Here is a 16030-nt window from a genome sequence, read left to right as displayed (position 1 = left end):
GCGCTGTGGTGGCTCGGCCACTAGAGTGGCTTCGGCCACTAAACTAGCGCTGTAAGTTTTAGTAGTCCAGCGATTGTGAGGAGGTGCGATGCCCCGCCCTCGGCAGGCCCTGCTCAGCCGGGACCGGATCGTCGAGACGGCCATCACCCTGATCGACGCCGACGGGCTGGACGCGTTCTCCACCCGCCGGCTCGCCGCCGAACTCGGCGTCGCCGGGCCGTCGCTCTACAACCACTTCCCCACCAAGGACGCCATCCTGGACGCGGTCGCCGAGACGATCACCGCCCGGGTCGACGTGTCGTTCTTCGGCACCCTCGACTGGCGGGAGGCGCTGCGGCGCTGGGGACTCTCCTACCGGGCGGCGCTCGCCGACCACCCGCACATCGTGCCGTACCTGGCCCAGGGACCCGGCCGCCGGCCGGCCGCGCTGGCGATGGCGGACGCGGTCTACGGCGCGCTGGTGGCGGCCGGCTGGCCGCCGGCCCGGGCGACCCACATCGGCGCCGCGATGCGCTATTTCGTCGCCGGATCGGCGCTCGGCTCGTTCGCCCGCGGCTTCGTCGAGGACCCCACCGTGTACGCCGAGCAGTACCCACACCTGGCCCAGGCGCACCGCCTCGCCGAACACCAGCGCAGTGTCGACGAGGGCGCCTTCGTACTCGGCCTGGACGCGCTGATCGACGGGCTGTCGCGCAGCTACCAGGAGACCGTCGGCGCGAACGCCAACCGCCCGCCCGCACCCGATGGAGCCTGATGGATCTCACCCGGAACGCCATGTATGTCGACGGACGCTGGACCGCGCCGTCGTCGACCGACACCATCGCGGTGGAGAACCCCGCCACCGAAGAGGTCATCGCCACCGTCCCGGCCGGCACCCCGGTCGACGTCGACGCGGCGGTCCGCGCCGCCCGCGCCGCCTTCGACGGCTGGGCCGCCACCGACCCGGCCGACCGGGCCGCCGCCCTGGACCGGTTGCACCGGGCGTTGACCGGCCGGGCCGACGAGATCGCCCGGACCGTCGCCCTCGAACTGGGTGCGCCGCTCAAGGTCGCCACCCGGGTGCAGACCGGCCTGCCGCTGACCGTGCTGCGCAGCTTCGTCGAGCTGGCCGGTCAGCCACCGGCGGCCGAGATCATCGGCAACTCGCTCGTGGTCCGGGAGCCGGTCGGTGTGGTCGGCGCGATCACCCCCTGGAACTATCCCCTGCACCAGGTGATGGCGAAGCTGGCCGCCGCGCTGGCCGCCGGCTGCACAGTCGTGCTCAAGCCGGCCGAGCTCACCCCGCTGGTGTCGTACCTGCTCTTCGACGCGGTCGACGAGGCCGGCCTGCCGCCCGGGGTGGTCAACCTGGTCGCCGGCACCGGACAAGTCGCCGGCGAGGCGCTCGCCGGCCACCCTGACGTCGACCTGGTCTCGTTCACCGGGTCCACCGCCACCGGCCGGCGGATCGCGCACCTGGCGGCCGACCGGGTGGCCCGGGTCGCGCTGGAACTCGGCGGCAAGTCGGCGAATCTGATCCTCGACGACGCCGACCTCGCGACCGCGGTGAAGGTCGGCGTCGGCAACGCCTTCCTCAACTCCGGCCAGACCTGTACCGCGTGGACCCGGATGCTGGTCCACCGCGACCGGTACGCCGAGGCGGTCGACCTGGCGGCCGCGACCGCGGCCGGCTACCGCCTGGGTGACCCCTTCGACCCGGCGACCAGGCTCGGGCCGCTGGTCTCGGCCGAGCAGCGCGACCGGGTGCTCGCCCACGTCGAGCGGGGACTGGCCGACGGCGGCCGGCTGGTCACCGGCGGGCCGGGGGCCGCACGGCCGGACCGGGGCTGGTTCGTCGCGCCGACCGTGCTCGCCGATGTCGACCCGGACAGCGCGCTGGCGCAGGAGGAGATCTTCGGGCCGGTGCTGGCCATCCTGCCGGTCGACGACGACGACCACGCCGTCGCGGTGGCGAACAACTCCCGGTACGGGCTGGCCGGCGCGGTCTGGTCCGGCGACCAGGAGCGGGCCCTCGGGGTGGCCCGCCGGCTGCGGACCGGCGCCGTCGACATCAACGGCGCCGCCTTCAACCCGCTCGCACCGTTCGGCGGCTACCGGCAGTCCGGCTTCGGACGGGAACTCGGACCACACGGCCTCGCCGAGTTCCAGCAACTCAAGGCGATTCAGCGATGACCGGCGGCCGGGAGTCGACGGTCCGGGCGCTGGTGGTCGACGGCCCCGGGGCGCCGCCGACGGTACGGCCGGTGCGGCTGCCGGCGCCGGGCGCCGGGCAGGTCCGGGTCCGGGTCCGCGCGGCCGGCGTCTGCCACTCCGACCTGTCCATGGCCGATGGCACCATCGCCGCGCCGTACCCGCTGGTGCTGGGGCACGAGGCCGCCGGGGTCGTCGTCGAGGTCGGGCCGGCGGTGACCCGGGTGGCGCCGGGTGCGCACGTCGTCCTGAACTGGGCGCCGCCGTGCCGGGCCTGCTGGTTCTGCGGGCGCGGCGAACCCTGGCTCTGCGCGGCGATCGGCGGGCCGGCCGCCCGACGTGGGCGCACCGCCGGCGGCGATCCGTTGCACGTCGCCCTCGGGCTGGGCGCCCTGGCCGAGGAGGTGGTGGTCGAGCAGGCGGCGGTGATCCCGGTCCCGGCCGACCTGCCGTTCGAGGCGGCCGCGCTGCTCGGGTGTGCGGTGCTTACCGGGTCCGGGGCCGTGCGCCGCACGGCCGGGGTGGCCGCCGGCGAGTCGGTGCTGGTGATCGGCCTGGGCGGGGTGGGGCTGGCGGCGGTCGCCGCGGCCCGGGCGGCCGGCGCCGACCCGGTGCTGGCGGTCGACCGCGCCGCCGCGAAACGGGAGTTGGCGCTGGCGGCGGGGGCCTCGGCGTTCCTGCCCGCCGACGACACGCTGAGCCGCGCGGTACGGGAGCTGACCGGTGGCCGCGGGGTCGACCACGCGCTGGAGTGCGTCGGGCGGGCCGCGACGATCCGCGCCGCCTGGCGGGCGACCCGGCGCGGCGGGCAGGTCATCGTGGTCGGGATGGGCGCCAAGGACGACCTCGTCGGGCTGAGCGCGCTGGAGATCTTCCACTCCGCCCGGACGCTGCGCTCCTCGGTCTACGGCTCCTCCGATCCGGACCGGGACCTGCCGGAGCTGGCCGGCGCGGTGCTGTCCGGCCGGCTCGACCTCGCTCTGCTGATCTCGGCCGAGACCAGTCTCGACGGTGCGGCGGCGGCGCTGGACCGGCTGGCCGCGGGCGAGGGAGCGCGCACCGTCGTACGTCCCTGACCGGCCCCGCCGCGCAGGTCCGCAACCACCGTTGCGTAATCACGAATGGTTACATTGACGTTCTTCACCGTGTGGCCTAGCGTCCTGACCGACGTGCTTCTCCGAGCCGCAAAACGTTGTCGTGCAACGGATCTCGGCCCGCCGTCGACCGAACCCACCACCTCGGCGAAGGAGTACCCAGAGTGAAAGTCACCCTGTTCCGGCATCGACTGGCGGTCGGCCTGACGATGATCCTCGCGATGCTCGCCGGCTCGCTGCTGGCCGCCGCCCCGGCCCACGCCACCTACGGCGCGCAGCTGCCCGTGAACGTCGGGGTCTCCGCCTACAGCGCGAGCCGCGGCAGCGTCTCGGGGTGGGTCCAGTTCGACGACGGCCGGACCCAGTTCCGGTACGAGCTCACCTTCTGCCGCAACTCCAGCTTCTCCCCGCCGACGCTGGAGATCCATGTCAACAACGCGCTGTACCGGCACGTCCACCACAACGGTGGCGGGTCGAGCAGTCCCGGCTGCTCGTTCGCGCAGGGGGTGGCGATAACCGAAAGCTACGGCGCCGCGGTCTCCAGCGTGCAGTTCGTCGTGGTCGGATCGAGCTTCAACCAGAACGTGTACCGGGTACACCGCAGTTCCAGCGGCTCGTCGTACGGCAAGGTGATCAACCCGTACTACTGAGCCCGGCCGCAACCTTCGCCGGAACCGGCCCCGGACAGCGTCCCGGGGCCGGTTCCCGGCTGCGAATCCTGGCTAGGATCCCTCTCCATGGACATGCTGAAGGGCGAGCAGATCGCCGCGGCCAATCTGACCGACTGGCGCAAGCTGGCCCAGGGACTGCATGCCCGCTACCTGATTGACGACTTCAGCACCGCCGCGCGATTCGTCGCCGCGGTCGGCGAGGCCGGCGACGCGCTCGACCACCATCCGCGCGTGACGATCGGCAAGGGGCACGTCGACCTCAAGTTGGTGAGCGACGACGCCATCTACCGCGACGACGAGGGCACCGAGCACGTTGTCGAATGGGTGACCGAGCGGGACGTCGACCTCGCGCGACGGATCACCGAGATCGCCGCCGAGCACAAGGCCGTCGCCGACCCGGCCTCGGTCAGTGACATCGAACTCGGCCTCGACACGGCGCGATCCGCGACCATCGCCCCGGTGTGGGCCGCCCTGCTGACCGGAAGCGCCGCAGCGCAGGGCCGCGGAACCCCCGGCGACGAGATCCGGGACGCCACGGGTCGGGTGCCGAACCTGTGGTTCGCGGACGCCGACGAGCACCGGGCCCCGGGTCAGCGGTTCCACATCGAGGTGTACGTGGCGCCCGAGGTGGCCGAGCAACGGGTCGCCGCTGCCGTCGCCGCGGGTGGGACCGTGGTCGACGACAGCGGCGCACCGTCACTCATCGTGATCGCCGATCAGGACGGGAACAAGGGGATCGTCTGCGTCGACGCGTCCGCCGCCAGGACGGATTGAGTCAGGCGCAGAGCCGCCGGTACTCGGCGGGCCGCTGGGATCACGTCACCGCCCGCGCCGGGGTGCCGCGGGTCATGACGGCGATGTAGAGCACGGCACCGATGATCGCGCCGATCACCCAGGCGAAGCCGCTCAGGTCGGTCAGCCACGGCACCCAGACCGCCGCCACCGAGAAGACCGCCGCCGCCAGGAAGGCCGCGATCGCCCGCAGGTTCCAGCCGCTGGTGTAGTGGTACCGGCCGGTCGGCTCCATGGTGTACAGGTCGGCTACGGAGAGCGTGCGACGCTGGACGACATAGAAGTCCGCGACCAGGATTCCGTAGAGCGGCGCGAGCACCGCGCCGAGGGTGTCGACGAACTTCGGCAGTCCGATCTGGTCGATCACCGCCACCCAGAGGGCGCCGATGACGAAGCCGAACACGGCGGTCAGGTAGCCGCCCCGCTTGAAGCTGATCCGCTGCGGCGCCAGGTTGGACAGGTCGTACGCGGGTGGGATGAAGTTGGCGACCAGGTTGATCCCGATCGTCGCGACCAGGAAGGTGAGCGCCGCCACGACGGTCAGCGCCGTATTGCCGACCTGGCCGACGATGTCGGCCGGGTTGGTGAGCGGGTCACCCTGCCCGTCCTGGTAGACCACGTACGCACCGGCGGTGATGAACAGTGACAGGAAGGTGAAGAAGGCGAGGCTCAGCGGAAGACCGGTGAAGTTTCCGATCTTCATGCCCCGTTCGGTCTTCGAGAAGCGGGAGAAGTCACCGAAGTTGATGATCACCGCGGAGAAGTAGGCGACCATCGTGCCCACCACGCTGAGGAATGCCGTGACCGCGGCCCAGCCCTGGACGTCCGCGTTGCTGAAGATGCCGGTGACCGCCGGGATCAACTCGTCGCCGGCCTGCACCCAGATCGCCACCAGCAGCGCGACCATGACGAGGTAGACGCCGGGGCCGGCGACGTTGAGGAACTTCTCGATCCACGCGATGCCCCGGATGAACAACACGATCTGGATGGCGGCGACGATCAGGTACGACAGCCAGTCCACCGCGGTCATCCCGAGTAGGGTCCGGCCGCCCGGGGAGCCGAGGAGCGCGTTCAGGGCCAACGCCACCGCCGTCGAGGCGAAGTAGGTCTGCGCGCCGTACCAGAAGATGGCGACGATGCCGCGGACCAGCGCGGGGAACATCGCGCCCCGCACGCCCATCCCGCTGCGGGCCATCACCGCGTACGGGATGCCGTAGGTCACGCTCGGCCGGCCGGTGAGGTTGACCAGGTAGTTGACGAAGAGGCCAGCCAGCACGATCGCCGCGAACACCCACCAGCCGCTGATTCCGGCGGTGATGAACAGGCTCGCCGCCAGCGTGTAGCCGGCCAGGCTCTGGACGTCGTTGGTCCAGACGTTGAAGATCTCGAACCAGCCCCAGCGCCGCTTCGCCGCCGGCAGGGGCGCCAGGTCCTCGTTGTAGAGGCTCGGGTGTGGGTCGGCTCCCACCGCCAGCCGGTCGGGCGGTGGGGCGGCTTGGGTTTCGGTGGACACAGCGCCTCCTTGCAACCCGGTACGATCCCAGCGGAAGGCCCTTAAGTTATTGCTTAAGAGATGCGGCCTCGGTGTTACATAGGTAAATATCGTGTTACCGAGGTCAGGACCGGTCCGGGCGATGAGCAACCTGGCGCAGCGTGAGCCAGATCGACACACCGGCGACGTCCGGCGAGTTGTTGACCACCCGGTGCGGCCGCTCGGCGGCGAACGACAGCGACCCGCCCGCGCTCAACTCGATGGCGCCCTCGGTGAACTCGAAGGTGAGCGTGCCCGCCACCACGCTGCCGATCTCGTAGCCGTCGTGGGTCAGCATCGCACCGTCGATGCTGGACGACGAGCCCGGCGGGTAGTACGACTCGAAGATGTCGACACCCGGGATCTGCACCGGGCTCAACCGCCGATAGACGACCCCCTGCCCCAGGTCGACCCGGGCGCCCCCGTCGGGCCGGGCCACCACCACCCCCGGCAGCATCTCCACCACCGAGCCGTCCGCCACGTCGACCACCGGCGGCGCCGACGGCACGAAGAGCGCGGTGACCGGAAAGCCGATCGCGGCGACGATCTCGATCAGCCGGTTGACCGACGGCTGCATGGCGCCGGTCTCGATCTGGGAGAGCGCGCTGGACGAGATCCCGACCTGCTGGGCCACCGAGGCGAGGCTACGGCCGGAAGCCAGCCGCAGTTCCCGGATCCGGGCGCCGATGCGCAGCCCCGAGGCACCCGACTCCGGGTCGGCGCCCAGGCCCGGGTCCGCGCCGGTCACCGGCCGGCGGGCTCGGCCAGCAGCGCGCCCACGGTCCGGGTCATCACCGCGCGGGCCTCGTCGACGCCGAGGCCGAGCCCGTCGCGCAGCATCGACCACGCCGACCACGTGCTCGCCGCCACCAGGGCGTGCACCAGCTGCCGCCGGCCGTCGCCGGCCCGCTCCAGTTCGACGGCGAACAACTGCTCCACCTCGGCCCGGACCCGTTCGACGTGCTTGAGCCGGTTGCGCCGTAGCTGCGCGGAGACCGGTTCCCGCATCTGCGCGGCCCGGGCGGACGGCGCGACCAGTTGCAGCAGTCGGGCCCGCTGCCGGCAGTACGCGTCGATCCGCTCGGCGAGCGGCAACTCGACCGGGATCGGCCGGTGGGCCGCGTCCTGCTGGGCCAGCAGTCGCTCGCCGCTGGCCTCGAAGAGGGTCTCCATGTCCTTGAAGTTGGTCCAGAGCGCCCGCAGCGACACCCCGGCCCGGTCGGCGATCCGCTCGCCGGTCGGCCGCAGATCACCCTCGGCGATCAATGCCAGATGCGCCTCGACGATCGCGGCCCGGGTGCGTTCGGCCCGGGCGGTCCGGCCGTCGACCCGGCCCGGCGCCGCCGCCCTGACGCCCATCCGGTCTCCCCCCTCCCGACCACCGGCTTTCCGACCACCGGCCTTCTGACCACCGGCGGCGCGGCCACCGGGCGGCCGGTCGTCGGATGGCCGGTCGGCTGCGCGGTCACTGGTCATGGTCGCCCACCGGTGAGCGACCGCAGGCCGAGTCTAGACGGCTGGGAGCGATCCCCCGGAGCGGTGCCGGGTCGGCGCGGCCCGGACCGCGCGGCCGGCACCGGGCGGCCCGCGGTTGCGGTAACGTTGCGGTGCTACGCCGCTGCGGCCCGAGGAGGTGGGACCAATTCTCGTCATGACCGGCGGGCAGCTCCCACCGCCCGAGCCGAGGGCCGCGACCACCGTCGCGCCACGGTAGCCGCGGGAGCGCCCAGAGGCGTCCCGAAGGATCACGCATGGCTACCTCCATCTCCCGCTCTCTCCCCCGGCCGGCTGCCGGCCCGTCCCGGGCCGCCGTTACCGAGCGGCTCCGCGCCGCCGGCTGCGTCTACGCCGAGGAGGAGGCGGCGTTGCTGCTCGACACCGCCGGCAGCCCGGCCGAACTCGCCGGCATGCTCGACCGGCGGGTGGCCGGTCTGCCGCTGGAACACGTGCTCGGTTGGGTCGAGTTCTGCGGCCTGCGGATCGCGGTCGATCCCGGGGTCTTCGTGCCCCGCCGCCGCACCGAACTGCTGGCCCGCCGCGCCGCGGCGCTCACCCGACGAGGTGGGGTCGTGGTGGACCTGGGCTGCGGCTCGGGCGCGGTGGGCCGGGCGATCGCCGCGCTTGCCGGCGTGGTCCGGCTGCACGCCGCCGACATCGACCCGGCCGCCGTCGCCTGCGCCCGCCGCAACCTCGCCGGATCGGGCGGCCGGGTCCACGCCGGCGACCTGTACGAGGCGCTGCCGCAGCGGCTGCGCGGCCGGGTCGACGTGCTGGTGGCGAACGTGCCCTACGTACCCAGCGCGGCGGTCGACCTGCTGCCCCGGGAGGCCCGGATCCACGAACCGCTCGTCGCGCTCGACGGCGGGACCGACGGCCTGGACGTGATCCGCCGGGTGACCGGGGCCGCCGGGGAGTGGCTCTCCCCCGGCGGCCACCTGCTGCTGGAGGCCAGCACCGGGCAGGTCCCGGCGGTCGTCGCGGCGCTCACCGCCGCCGGGCTGGTCCCGGCGGTGGTGACCGACGAGGAGCTTGGCGCGACGATCGTGATCGGCCGGCACCGGCGACGGGCCGGTCAGGACGCGGTGGGGATGCCGTCCGCCGGCGGCGGCTCCGGCGTGGCCGGATACTCGTTCACCGGGCCGTCCGCCTCGTCGGTCTCGTAGGTCGGGCCGAAGTACTCCTGGACCCCGCCGCTGACCCGGGTCATCCGCTCGCCGCCGTACCCGGAATGGTCGTCCGGCGAGAAGCGCAACGGCGCGACGGCGGGTCCCCGGTAGCCACCCCGCCGCACCGCGTCGAGCAGCGACTCGCGGGTCAGCTCCTCGCCGGCGGCCAGGAGTACCTGCACGAACAGGTAGCCGACCGCCATTCCGTAGACGGTGTTGCCGTCGAACGGCGCGTCGCCGTTGTGCTCCCGGTTGACCCGGGTGAAGAGCTGGATCCACGGGTCGTCGGTGTCGGTGGCGATCGGCAGGTAGTTGACCGCCAGCATCCCCTCCAGCAGCGGCGCGGCCTCGCCGAGCTGCGCGGCCAGGGTCGGATGGTCGGCGCCGACGTTGGAGACCAGCCACTGCGGGGTGAAGCCCAGCCGAGCCGCGGTGCCGATCGACAGCGCGGTGAAGCCGGGTACGGTCGCCAGGATCACCACCTGGCAGCCGGCCGCCTGGAAGGCGCCGATCTGCGGCGCCACATTCGTGTTGCTGGTGACGTAGGTCTGCCGCTCGATCACGGCCTCCGCGCCCAGGACGGTCTCCACACCGACCAGGCTGTCCCGGCCGAAGCCGTCGTCCTGGCCGAGGAAGCAGACCCGCTGACCGGCGAGGTTGGTCCGCACATGGTGGGCCAGGATCTTGCCTTCGACGGTGTAGTCGGGGTTGAAGCCGAAGGTGCCCGGATACTTCTCGGGCTGATCCCAGCTGCGGCTGCCGGAGGCCACGAAGAGATCCGGCACCCGGTTGCTGGTGAGGAAGTCCAGGACGCCAGTGTGGGTGGGGGTCCCGAGCCCGTTGAGGATGGCGAACACCCGGTCCTGCAGGACGAGTTGGCGTACCACCTGCTGGGTGGTGGCCGGGTTGTAACCGTCGTCCATGATCTTGTAGGTGATCTTCCGGCCGTGCACGCCGCCCCGGGCGTTGACGTAGTCGAAGTAGGCCCGGGTCGCCGGGGCGATCTTGGAGTAACCCGCCGAGGCGGGGCCGGTCAGCGGCATGTGGGTGCCGACCACGATCTCGGTGTCGGTCACCCCCGGCACCGGGGCGGCAGAGCCGTCCCCGGCGTCGCCGCCGCAGGCGGACGCGGCGACGAGCACGGTGACGCAGGCGGCGATCGCGAGAGCGCGCCGGGTGGTGGTTCGCATGACGAGGGCACCGACCTTTCTGGATTCTGGGAGCCGGACTTGCTGGAAATCACCGGGTCGCCCCGGCACGGCGCCGCCGCGACCACCGGGCGACGGCCGCCCGGCCGGCGCGCGTCAGCGCCCCCTGCAGGCCGCCGGGAGCGGCCAGCATCACCACGATCAACACCGCGCCGAAGACCGCCAGCGGCAGGTTGCCCGCCAGCCGCTGGGTCGCCGCCGGCGACAGGTCGAGCAGCCCGGTCACCGCCCGGGCCAGATCGGGGAGCGCGACCAGGAGCAGCGCTCCCCAGACCGCGCCGGCGATCCCGCCGAGTCCGCCGATGACGATGGCCACCACCAGGAACAGCGAGAGGTTCAACGCGAAGGCACCGGGCGACACGCTCTGCGCCAGCACGGCGAGCAGGCCGCCGCCGAGCCCGGCGCCCGCGGCGCTGACCACGAACGCCAGCACTTTGGTCCGGGCGACGTGGATACCGGCCAGCCGGGCCGCGATCTCGTCATCCCGGACCGCCCGCATCGCCCGGCCGAACCTGCTGCTGATCAGGTTGGCCAGCACCAGCAGGGCCGGCAGGGTGGCCGCCCAGGCGATCCAGACCTGCCAACGCTCGGTCGGAAAGTACGGCCCGAGCGCAGCCGGTGGCGGTGGGACGGGCACGGACAACCCCTGCTCCCCGTTGAGGAACCCGTCGAAGGTGACCGCCACCGCCGGCACCACCACCGCGACCGCGAGGGTCACTCCGGCGAGGTAGGGGCCGTGCAACCGGGCCGCGGCCACCCCGATCACCGCACCGACGGCGACCGTCACCGCGACCGCCGCGAGCAGCGACACCGGCAGCGTCCAGCCGCTGGTGTACGCCCGTTCGCCGAACGCCCGCTGGCTGAGCGCCACGGTGTACGCGCCGATCGCCATCAGCGCCCCGTGCCCGAGCGACAGCTGCCCGGCCAGTCCGGTCAGGACGGTCAGCCCGGCGGTCGCGCAGAGGTATCCGGCGACGGTGGCGAGCTGGTAGTTGCGGAACGGTTCGAAAGCGCCGCTCAGGACGGCGAGCAGCAGCGCGGCGGCCGCCACGACGGCCAGGTGCCGCAGCAGGGTACGGTCGGGCGCCCTCATACCCGCCTCGCGGTGGCGGCGGAGAAGAGGCCGGCGGGCCGCATCAGCAGCACCGCGAGCAGCAGGATGAGCACGGCCAGCCCGGTGAGGTCGCCGCCGAGGTAGCCGCCGACCCAGGACAGGACCAGCCCGACCGCCAGCCCGCCCACCACCGCGCCCGCGGGGCTGTCCAGGCCGCCCACCACGGCCGCGGTGAACGCCGACACGAACACCAGATCCATCGCGTGCGGATGCAGGCCCAGCTCGGTGGGGATGACGAGCATCGCGGCCAACGCACCGACCCCGGAGGCGAGCGCCCAGCCGAGCGTGAGCATGCCGCCGACATCGACGCCGAGCAGTCGGGACACCTCCGGCGCGAACGCCGAGGCCCGCATCCGCAGACCCGTCGCGGTACGGGTGAACAGCCAACCGAGCGCGGCCACCACCAGCCCCACCGCGGCGAGGACGAACAGGTCGTACGGGGAGAGCACCGGCGTACCGCCGACGGTCAGCGGGGACCGGGAGAACGGCGCCCCGGCCGGCCGGAACTCGTTGCCGTACGCCATCCCGAGGCCGGCCTGGATGAGCAGCACCAGCCCGATCGCGACGATGACGGCGTTGAGTGGTGAGCCGGTCGGAACGAAGCGCATCACGGCGCGGTCGACAACCGCCCCGAGCAGCAGACCGGCGGCGAGCGCGGCGGCGAACCCCAGCCAGTAGGAGCCGCTGGCCGAGGTCACCGCGTAGGCGACGTAGGCGGCGGCGACCGCCATCGCACCCTGGGCGAAGTTCACCACCCGGGCGGCCCGCCAGATCAGCACCAGCGCCAGCGCGAACGCCGCGTACACCGATCCGCGGGACAGCCCGTCGACGGTGAGGAACACCAACCGGTCCAATCCGTCTCCTCCCTCCGGTGTGGATGGCAGACCGGCTACGCCGGTCAGAAGCCGAGGTGGGCGTGCCGTAGCTGGTCGTCGTCGCGAAGGTGGGCCGCCGGTGCCGCGAGGACCACCCGACCCAGTGACAGCACCGCCGCCCGGTCGGCGACCGAGAGCGCACCCCGCACGTTCTGCTCGACCAGCAGGACGGTCAGCCCGGTCCGGTCGCGCAACTGCCGAAGCAGCGTCATGAGCTGGCCGACCAGCCGGGGAGCCAGGCCGAGCGAGGGCTCGTCGAGCAGCAGCAGCCGGGGCCGGCCGACCAGTGCCCGGCCCAACGCCAGCAGTTGCCGTTCCCCGCCGGAAAGCTGGTGGCCGGCGTGCCGGCGGCGCCGGGCCAGCGGCTCGAAGAGCTGGTAGACCTCGTCGAGCGCGCGCCGGGCGTCGGCCCGGTCGCGTCGCCACAGCCCGCCGAGGCGCAGGTTCTCCTCGACGGTGAGTTCGACGACCACCCCGTGCCCCTCCGGGACGTGCGCCAGGCCGCGCCGGACCAACTGCTCCGGCGGTACGCCGCGCACCGGCTCGCCGTCGAGGAGAATCTCACCGGCCGTCGGCCGCAGCAGGCCGGAGAGGGTACGCAGCACGGTGGTCTTGCCGGCGCCGTTCGCGCCGATGAGGGCGGTGACGCTGCCGGCCGGCACGGTCAGGTCGACCGCGTGCAGCACCGGGGCGGCACCGTAGCCGGCGTGCAGGCCCCGCACCACCAGCAGGCCTTCGCCGGGGGGTCGCGGGTCGGCCGGCGGCCCGATGTGGCCGGGCGGCCCGATGTGGTCCGGCGGGCCGGTGTGGTCCGGCGGGCCGGTGGTCATGCCGGCTCCGGGGCGGCTAGGCCCAGGTAGGCGTCGGCGACGGCGGGGTCGGCGCGGATCTCGGCCGGCGTGCCGGTGGCGACGGTCCGGCCGAAGTCGAGTACGGCGATCTCGTCGCAGACCGCCATCACCACGTCCATGTGGTGCTCCACAAGCAGGACGGCGCACGGGTCGGCGGCCCGGCGGGGCAACTCGCGGATCAGCGCGGTAAGCGCCTCGACGTCCGCACCGCCGAGGCCGCCGGCCGGTTCGTCCAGCAACAGCAGCCGGGGCCGGGCGGCGAGCGCCCGGGCCAGGGCCACCCGCTTGCGAACGGCGAAGGGCAGCTCCGCCGGACTGGCGCTGGCATACCCGGCGACCTCCAACTCGGCCATGATGGAGAGTGCGTGGGCGCGCAGCCGCTCCTCCTCGCGGTCGCCGCGAGGCAGTCCGAGCAGGGCGGGCAGCAGGCCGACCCGGGCGGAGCGGGTGGCGCCGGCCATCACGTTCTGCACCGCGGTGAGCCCGGCGAAGAGACCGACGCCCTGCAGGGTGCGGGCGATGCCGACCGAGGCGAGCCGGTGTGGCCGGGGACGGAAGGGGCGTCCGTCGAGGGTCATCGCGCCGGCCTGCGGGGTGACGAACCCGCAGATCACGTTGAACAGGGTGGTCTTGCCGGCGCCGTTGGGGCCGATCACCCCGACCACCCGGCCCGGTGGCACCCGCAGCGACACGTCGTCGAGCGCGGTCAGGCCGCCGAAGCGCACTCCGATGCCGTGCAGCTCCAGCCCCTGCTCCGCCATCGCGCATCCCTCACCCGAGCCAGGTTATTACACTGGGAGTGTACATTTCTGAACCGGCTCGTCAATGCCGTCGACCTGGTGATCCGGGCAGCGGCGGGCGGCCGGCATGGCCGGCGGCGTGGTGCTGGCGTGCGACGGTGCGTGTGGGTGTGTGTGGGTGCGGCAGCGGGATGCGGTTGCCACCCAGGTCAGTCGGCGGCCCGCACCGCCAGGGTGAGGAACTCCGTCCGGCCACCGTCGAAGAGGAAGTCGGTGGTCTGGGTGAGGGCCATGGCGATCAGGCCCCGGTGCGGGTCGTTGTACCAGACCGTGCCGTATCCGCCGTCCCAGCCGTACCGGCCCGGGACCGCGGACACCTCATCCGGCCGGGTGGCGACGGCCAGGCCGTATCCCCAGCCCTTCGGGTCCAGCAGCATGCCGGCGCTGTCGATCTGCTCAGCGGTGAGATGGTTGCTGGTCATCAAGGTGACCGACTCGGCCGACAGCACCCGGCGGCCGCCGTGGTCACCCTTATTGATCATCATCCGGGCGAAGGCGAGGAGGTCGTCGGCGGTCGACAGCAGGCCGCCCGCGCCGGACGGGAAGACCGGTGGGTTGGTCCACTCGGACGGCGCCGAGAGCGGTTGCCTGGTCAGCTCGCCGGTGTCGAGGTCGGTCTGATAGTAGGTCGGAATCCGCCCGGCGTTCGCCGGAGCCGTCCAGAATCCGGTGTCGGCCATCCCGAGGGGCTCGAACAGCCGGGACGTCAGCACCTCGCCCAACGGCCCGCCGCCGGCCCGGGCCACCAGGACTCCGAGTACCAGCGCGGCGGCGTTGTAGTGCCATCGCTCGCCCGGCTGGCTCATCAGCGGAAGACCGCCGAACAGCTTCATCCACTCATCGGGCGGGTGCGGCGTGCGGGGGTCGGGCTGGGCCAGCACCAGCCGCAGGTCGTCGGCGGCGGTGACGATCGGGTACGGCGGATTGAACGACGGCTCGGTCAGGATGCCCAGCCCCAGCCGGGAGGTGAGCAGGTCCGCCACCGTGACCGGGCGGTGGGCCGGCACGGTGTCGTCGAGTGGCCCGTCGATGCGCCGGAGCACCCGCCGGTCGGCCAGTTCCGGCAGCAGCCGGTCGACCGGCTCGGCGAGGTCGAGCAGACCATCCTCGACCAGCCGCAGGGTGGCGGCCGCCACCAGCGGTTTGGTCAACGAGCCGATCCGGAACAGGGCATCCCGGCGGATCGGCTCGGCGCCGTCGAAGGAATCCGAGCCGATCGCCTCGACGTGTAGGTCGTCGTCACGGGCGAGCACGGTGACCAGGCCGGGAAGCCGACCGGCGGCCACCCGGGAAGCCATCGCCTCGCGCACCCGGCGCAGCCCGTCCGGGTCCAGCGGTCCGGCGCCGGTCACCGCCCCGTCCCGTCCACCGGCCCGGCCGCCCGTGCGATCACCGAGAACTCGGCCCCGAACGGGTCGGTGATGGTCGCCAACCGTCCGTAGACCATCTCGTCGACCTCGCCCGCCGAGCCACCGGCAGCCCGCGCCCGGTCGACCGCGACGTCGGTGTCGGCGACCTCGAACGTGGTGACCCAGCCGGACGCCGGGGCGTCGGGGCTGCCCAGGATGCCACCGATCTCGTGGCCGTCCGGACGGCGCAGGAAGGTGAAGTCGAGATCCGGCAGATCGTCGTTGCCGTCCAGCGTGAAGTCGAAGACCGCCGGATAGAACGCCCGGGCCACGCCGGGCGCCGGGGTGACCAGGTCGTTGCGGACCAACGAGCCGGGCTCGTTGACGATCTCCGCCCCGATGTGCCGGCGGCCCTGCCAGAGACCGAACTGCGCGCCCGCGGGATCCCGCACGAGCGCCATCCGGCCCTGCTCCATGACGTCCACCGGTCCTTCCACCACCGTGCCGCCGGCGTCGGTGACCCGTTGTGTCGTGCGGTCGCAGTCGGCGGTGGCGAAGTAGACGCTCCACCAGAAGGTGGTGGCCTCCGGGTCGGGGTTCGGCACGATGGCCGCGACCGGCCGGCCGCTCAGCAGGCACGTCGTGTAGTGGCCGGCCGCCGCCGGTCCGACCCGGAACTCCCAACCGAACAGCGCGCCGTAGAACTCCATGGCCCGCTCGAGATCGGGGATGCCGAGATCGACCCAGGTCGGAGTGCCGTCCGGTTGGTTCGCGGTCACATAGCTCATCGCCGGCTCCTTCGTCGCGGCCCTGACCCGTCGGGTCGGTCGCAACGACGCTACCGCCGACCACCGACATTCCCGCTGCGGGCCGGGCGGGCCGGGCCGGG

General features: G+C 73.0%; 16 protein-coding genes. 6 read left to right on the top strand and 10 right to left on the bottom strand.

The features are described from left to right. Positions 1 to 88 precede the first annotated feature (88 nt). The 5 genes from O7627_RS16260 (at position 89) to O7627_RS16240 (ending at position 4729) form a co-directional block, all read left to right on the top strand. Positions 89 to 754: a TetR/AcrR family transcriptional regulator C-terminal domain-containing protein gene (locus O7627_RS16260; protein WP_278094361.1), complete on the top strand. Its 666-nt coding sequence runs from the start codon at positions 89 to 91 to the stop codon at positions 752 to 754. Next, positions 754 to 2172: an aldehyde dehydrogenase family protein gene (locus O7627_RS16255; protein WP_278094360.1), complete on the top strand. Its 1419-nt coding sequence runs from the start codon at positions 754 to 756 to the stop codon at positions 2170 to 2172. The genes O7627_RS16260 and O7627_RS16255 overlap by 1 nt, the downstream gene beginning before the upstream one ends. Then, on the top strand, positions 2169 to 3266 hold the full coding sequence (locus tag O7627_RS16250; RefSeq protein WP_278094359.1) for a zinc-binding dehydrogenase: 1098 nt from the start codon (positions 2169 to 2171) through the stop codon (positions 3264 to 3266). The genes O7627_RS16255 and O7627_RS16250 overlap by 4 nt, the downstream gene beginning before the upstream one ends. 182 nt (positions 3267 to 3448) lie before the next feature. Beyond that, positions 3449 to 3934: a hypothetical protein gene (locus O7627_RS16245; RefSeq protein WP_278094358.1), complete on the top strand. Its 486-nt coding sequence runs from the start codon at positions 3449 to 3451 to the stop codon at positions 3932 to 3934. A gap of 87 nt (positions 3935 to 4021) precedes the next feature. Continuing rightward, a complete protein-coding gene (locus O7627_RS16240; RefSeq protein WP_278094357.1) occupies positions 4022 to 4729 on the top strand; it encodes a 4a-hydroxytetrahydrobiopterin dehydratase in 708 nt (235 codons plus the stop codon). Between the two features lie 40 nt (positions 4730 to 4769). Here O7627_RS16240 and O7627_RS16235 read toward each other — a convergent pair whose 3' ends face one another. From O7627_RS16235 to O7627_RS16225, 3 genes are all read right to left on the bottom strand, one after another. Continuing rightward, on the bottom strand, positions 4770 to 6260 hold the full coding sequence (locus O7627_RS16235; RefSeq protein ID WP_278094356.1) for an NCS1 family nucleobase:cation symporter-1: 1491 nt from the start codon (positions 6258 to 6260) through the stop codon (positions 4770 to 4772). Between the two features lie 103 nt (positions 6261 to 6363). Next, entirely contained in the window at positions 6364 to 7026 is a 663-nt protein-coding gene (locus O7627_RS16230) for a helix-turn-helix transcriptional regulator (RefSeq protein ID WP_278094355.1), read from the bottom strand. Further along, positions 7023 to 7637: a TetR/AcrR family transcriptional regulator gene (locus O7627_RS16225; RefSeq protein WP_278094354.1), complete on the bottom strand. Its 615-nt coding sequence runs from the start codon at positions 7635 to 7637 to the stop codon at positions 7023 to 7025. Before O7627_RS16225 ends, O7627_RS16230 begins: the two co-directional genes overlap by 4 nt. 392 nt (positions 7638 to 8029) lie before the next feature. On the opposite strand from O7627_RS16225, the gene O7627_RS16220 reads away from it, so the two are divergent. Continuing rightward, positions 8030 to 8941: a putative protein N(5)-glutamine methyltransferase gene (locus O7627_RS16220; RefSeq protein WP_278094353.1), complete on the top strand. Its 912-nt coding sequence runs from the start codon at positions 8030 to 8032 to the stop codon at positions 8939 to 8941. Here the strand turns inward: O7627_RS16220 and O7627_RS16215 are convergent. The 7 genes from O7627_RS16215 to O7627_RS16185 form a co-directional block, all read right to left on the bottom strand. Further along, on the bottom strand, positions 8851 to 10134 hold the full coding sequence (locus tag O7627_RS16215; RefSeq protein WP_278094352.1) for an ABC transporter substrate-binding protein: 1284 nt from the start codon (positions 10132 to 10134) through the stop codon (positions 8851 to 8853). The genes O7627_RS16220 and O7627_RS16215 overlap by 91 nt on opposite strands. Positions 10135 to 10183: 49 nt before the next feature. Beyond that, positions 10184 to 11245, bottom strand: a complete 1062-nt coding sequence (locus O7627_RS16210; RefSeq protein WP_278094351.1) for a branched-chain amino acid ABC transporter permease — start codon at positions 11243 to 11245, stop codon at positions 10184 to 10186. Continuing rightward, positions 11242 to 12120 (bottom strand): branched-chain amino acid ABC transporter permease, encoded by an 879-nt coding sequence (locus O7627_RS16205; RefSeq protein ID WP_278094350.1) that lies wholly within the window; start codon positions 12118 to 12120, stop codon positions 11242 to 11244. The genes O7627_RS16210 and O7627_RS16205 overlap by 4 nt, the downstream gene beginning before the upstream one ends. Positions 12121 to 12164: 44 nt before the next feature. Then, on the bottom strand, positions 12165 to 12971 hold the full coding sequence (locus O7627_RS16200) for an ABC transporter ATP-binding protein (protein ID WP_278094349.1): 807 nt from the start codon (positions 12969 to 12971) through the stop codon (positions 12165 to 12167). Further along, positions 12968 to 13753 carry an ATP-binding cassette domain-containing protein gene (locus O7627_RS16195; protein WP_278094348.1) on the bottom strand — a complete coding sequence of 262 codons (786 nt, stop codon included), beginning with the start codon at positions 13751 to 13753 and terminating at the stop codon, positions 12968 to 12970. Before O7627_RS16195 ends, O7627_RS16200 begins: the two co-directional genes overlap by 4 nt. A gap of 188 nt (positions 13754 to 13941) precedes the next feature. Continuing rightward, positions 13942 to 15144, bottom strand: a complete 1203-nt coding sequence (locus O7627_RS16190) for a serine hydrolase domain-containing protein (protein ID WP_278094347.1) — start codon at positions 15142 to 15144, stop codon at positions 13942 to 13944. Then, positions 15141 to 15929 (bottom strand): VOC family protein, encoded by a 789-nt coding sequence (locus O7627_RS16185; protein WP_278094346.1) that lies wholly within the window; start codon positions 15927 to 15929, stop codon positions 15141 to 15143. The genes O7627_RS16190 and O7627_RS16185 overlap by 4 nt, the downstream gene beginning before the upstream one ends. Between the last annotated feature and the right edge of the window lie 101 nt (positions 15930 to 16030).

The sequence above is a fragment of the Solwaraspora sp. WMMD1047 genome, assembly GCF_029626155.1.
Lineage (GTDB): Bacteria > Actinomycetota > Actinomycetes > Mycobacteriales > Micromonosporaceae > WMMD1047.
Note: the sequence above shows the minus strand (reverse complement) of the source record. Positions and strands in the feature narration are given on the sequence as shown.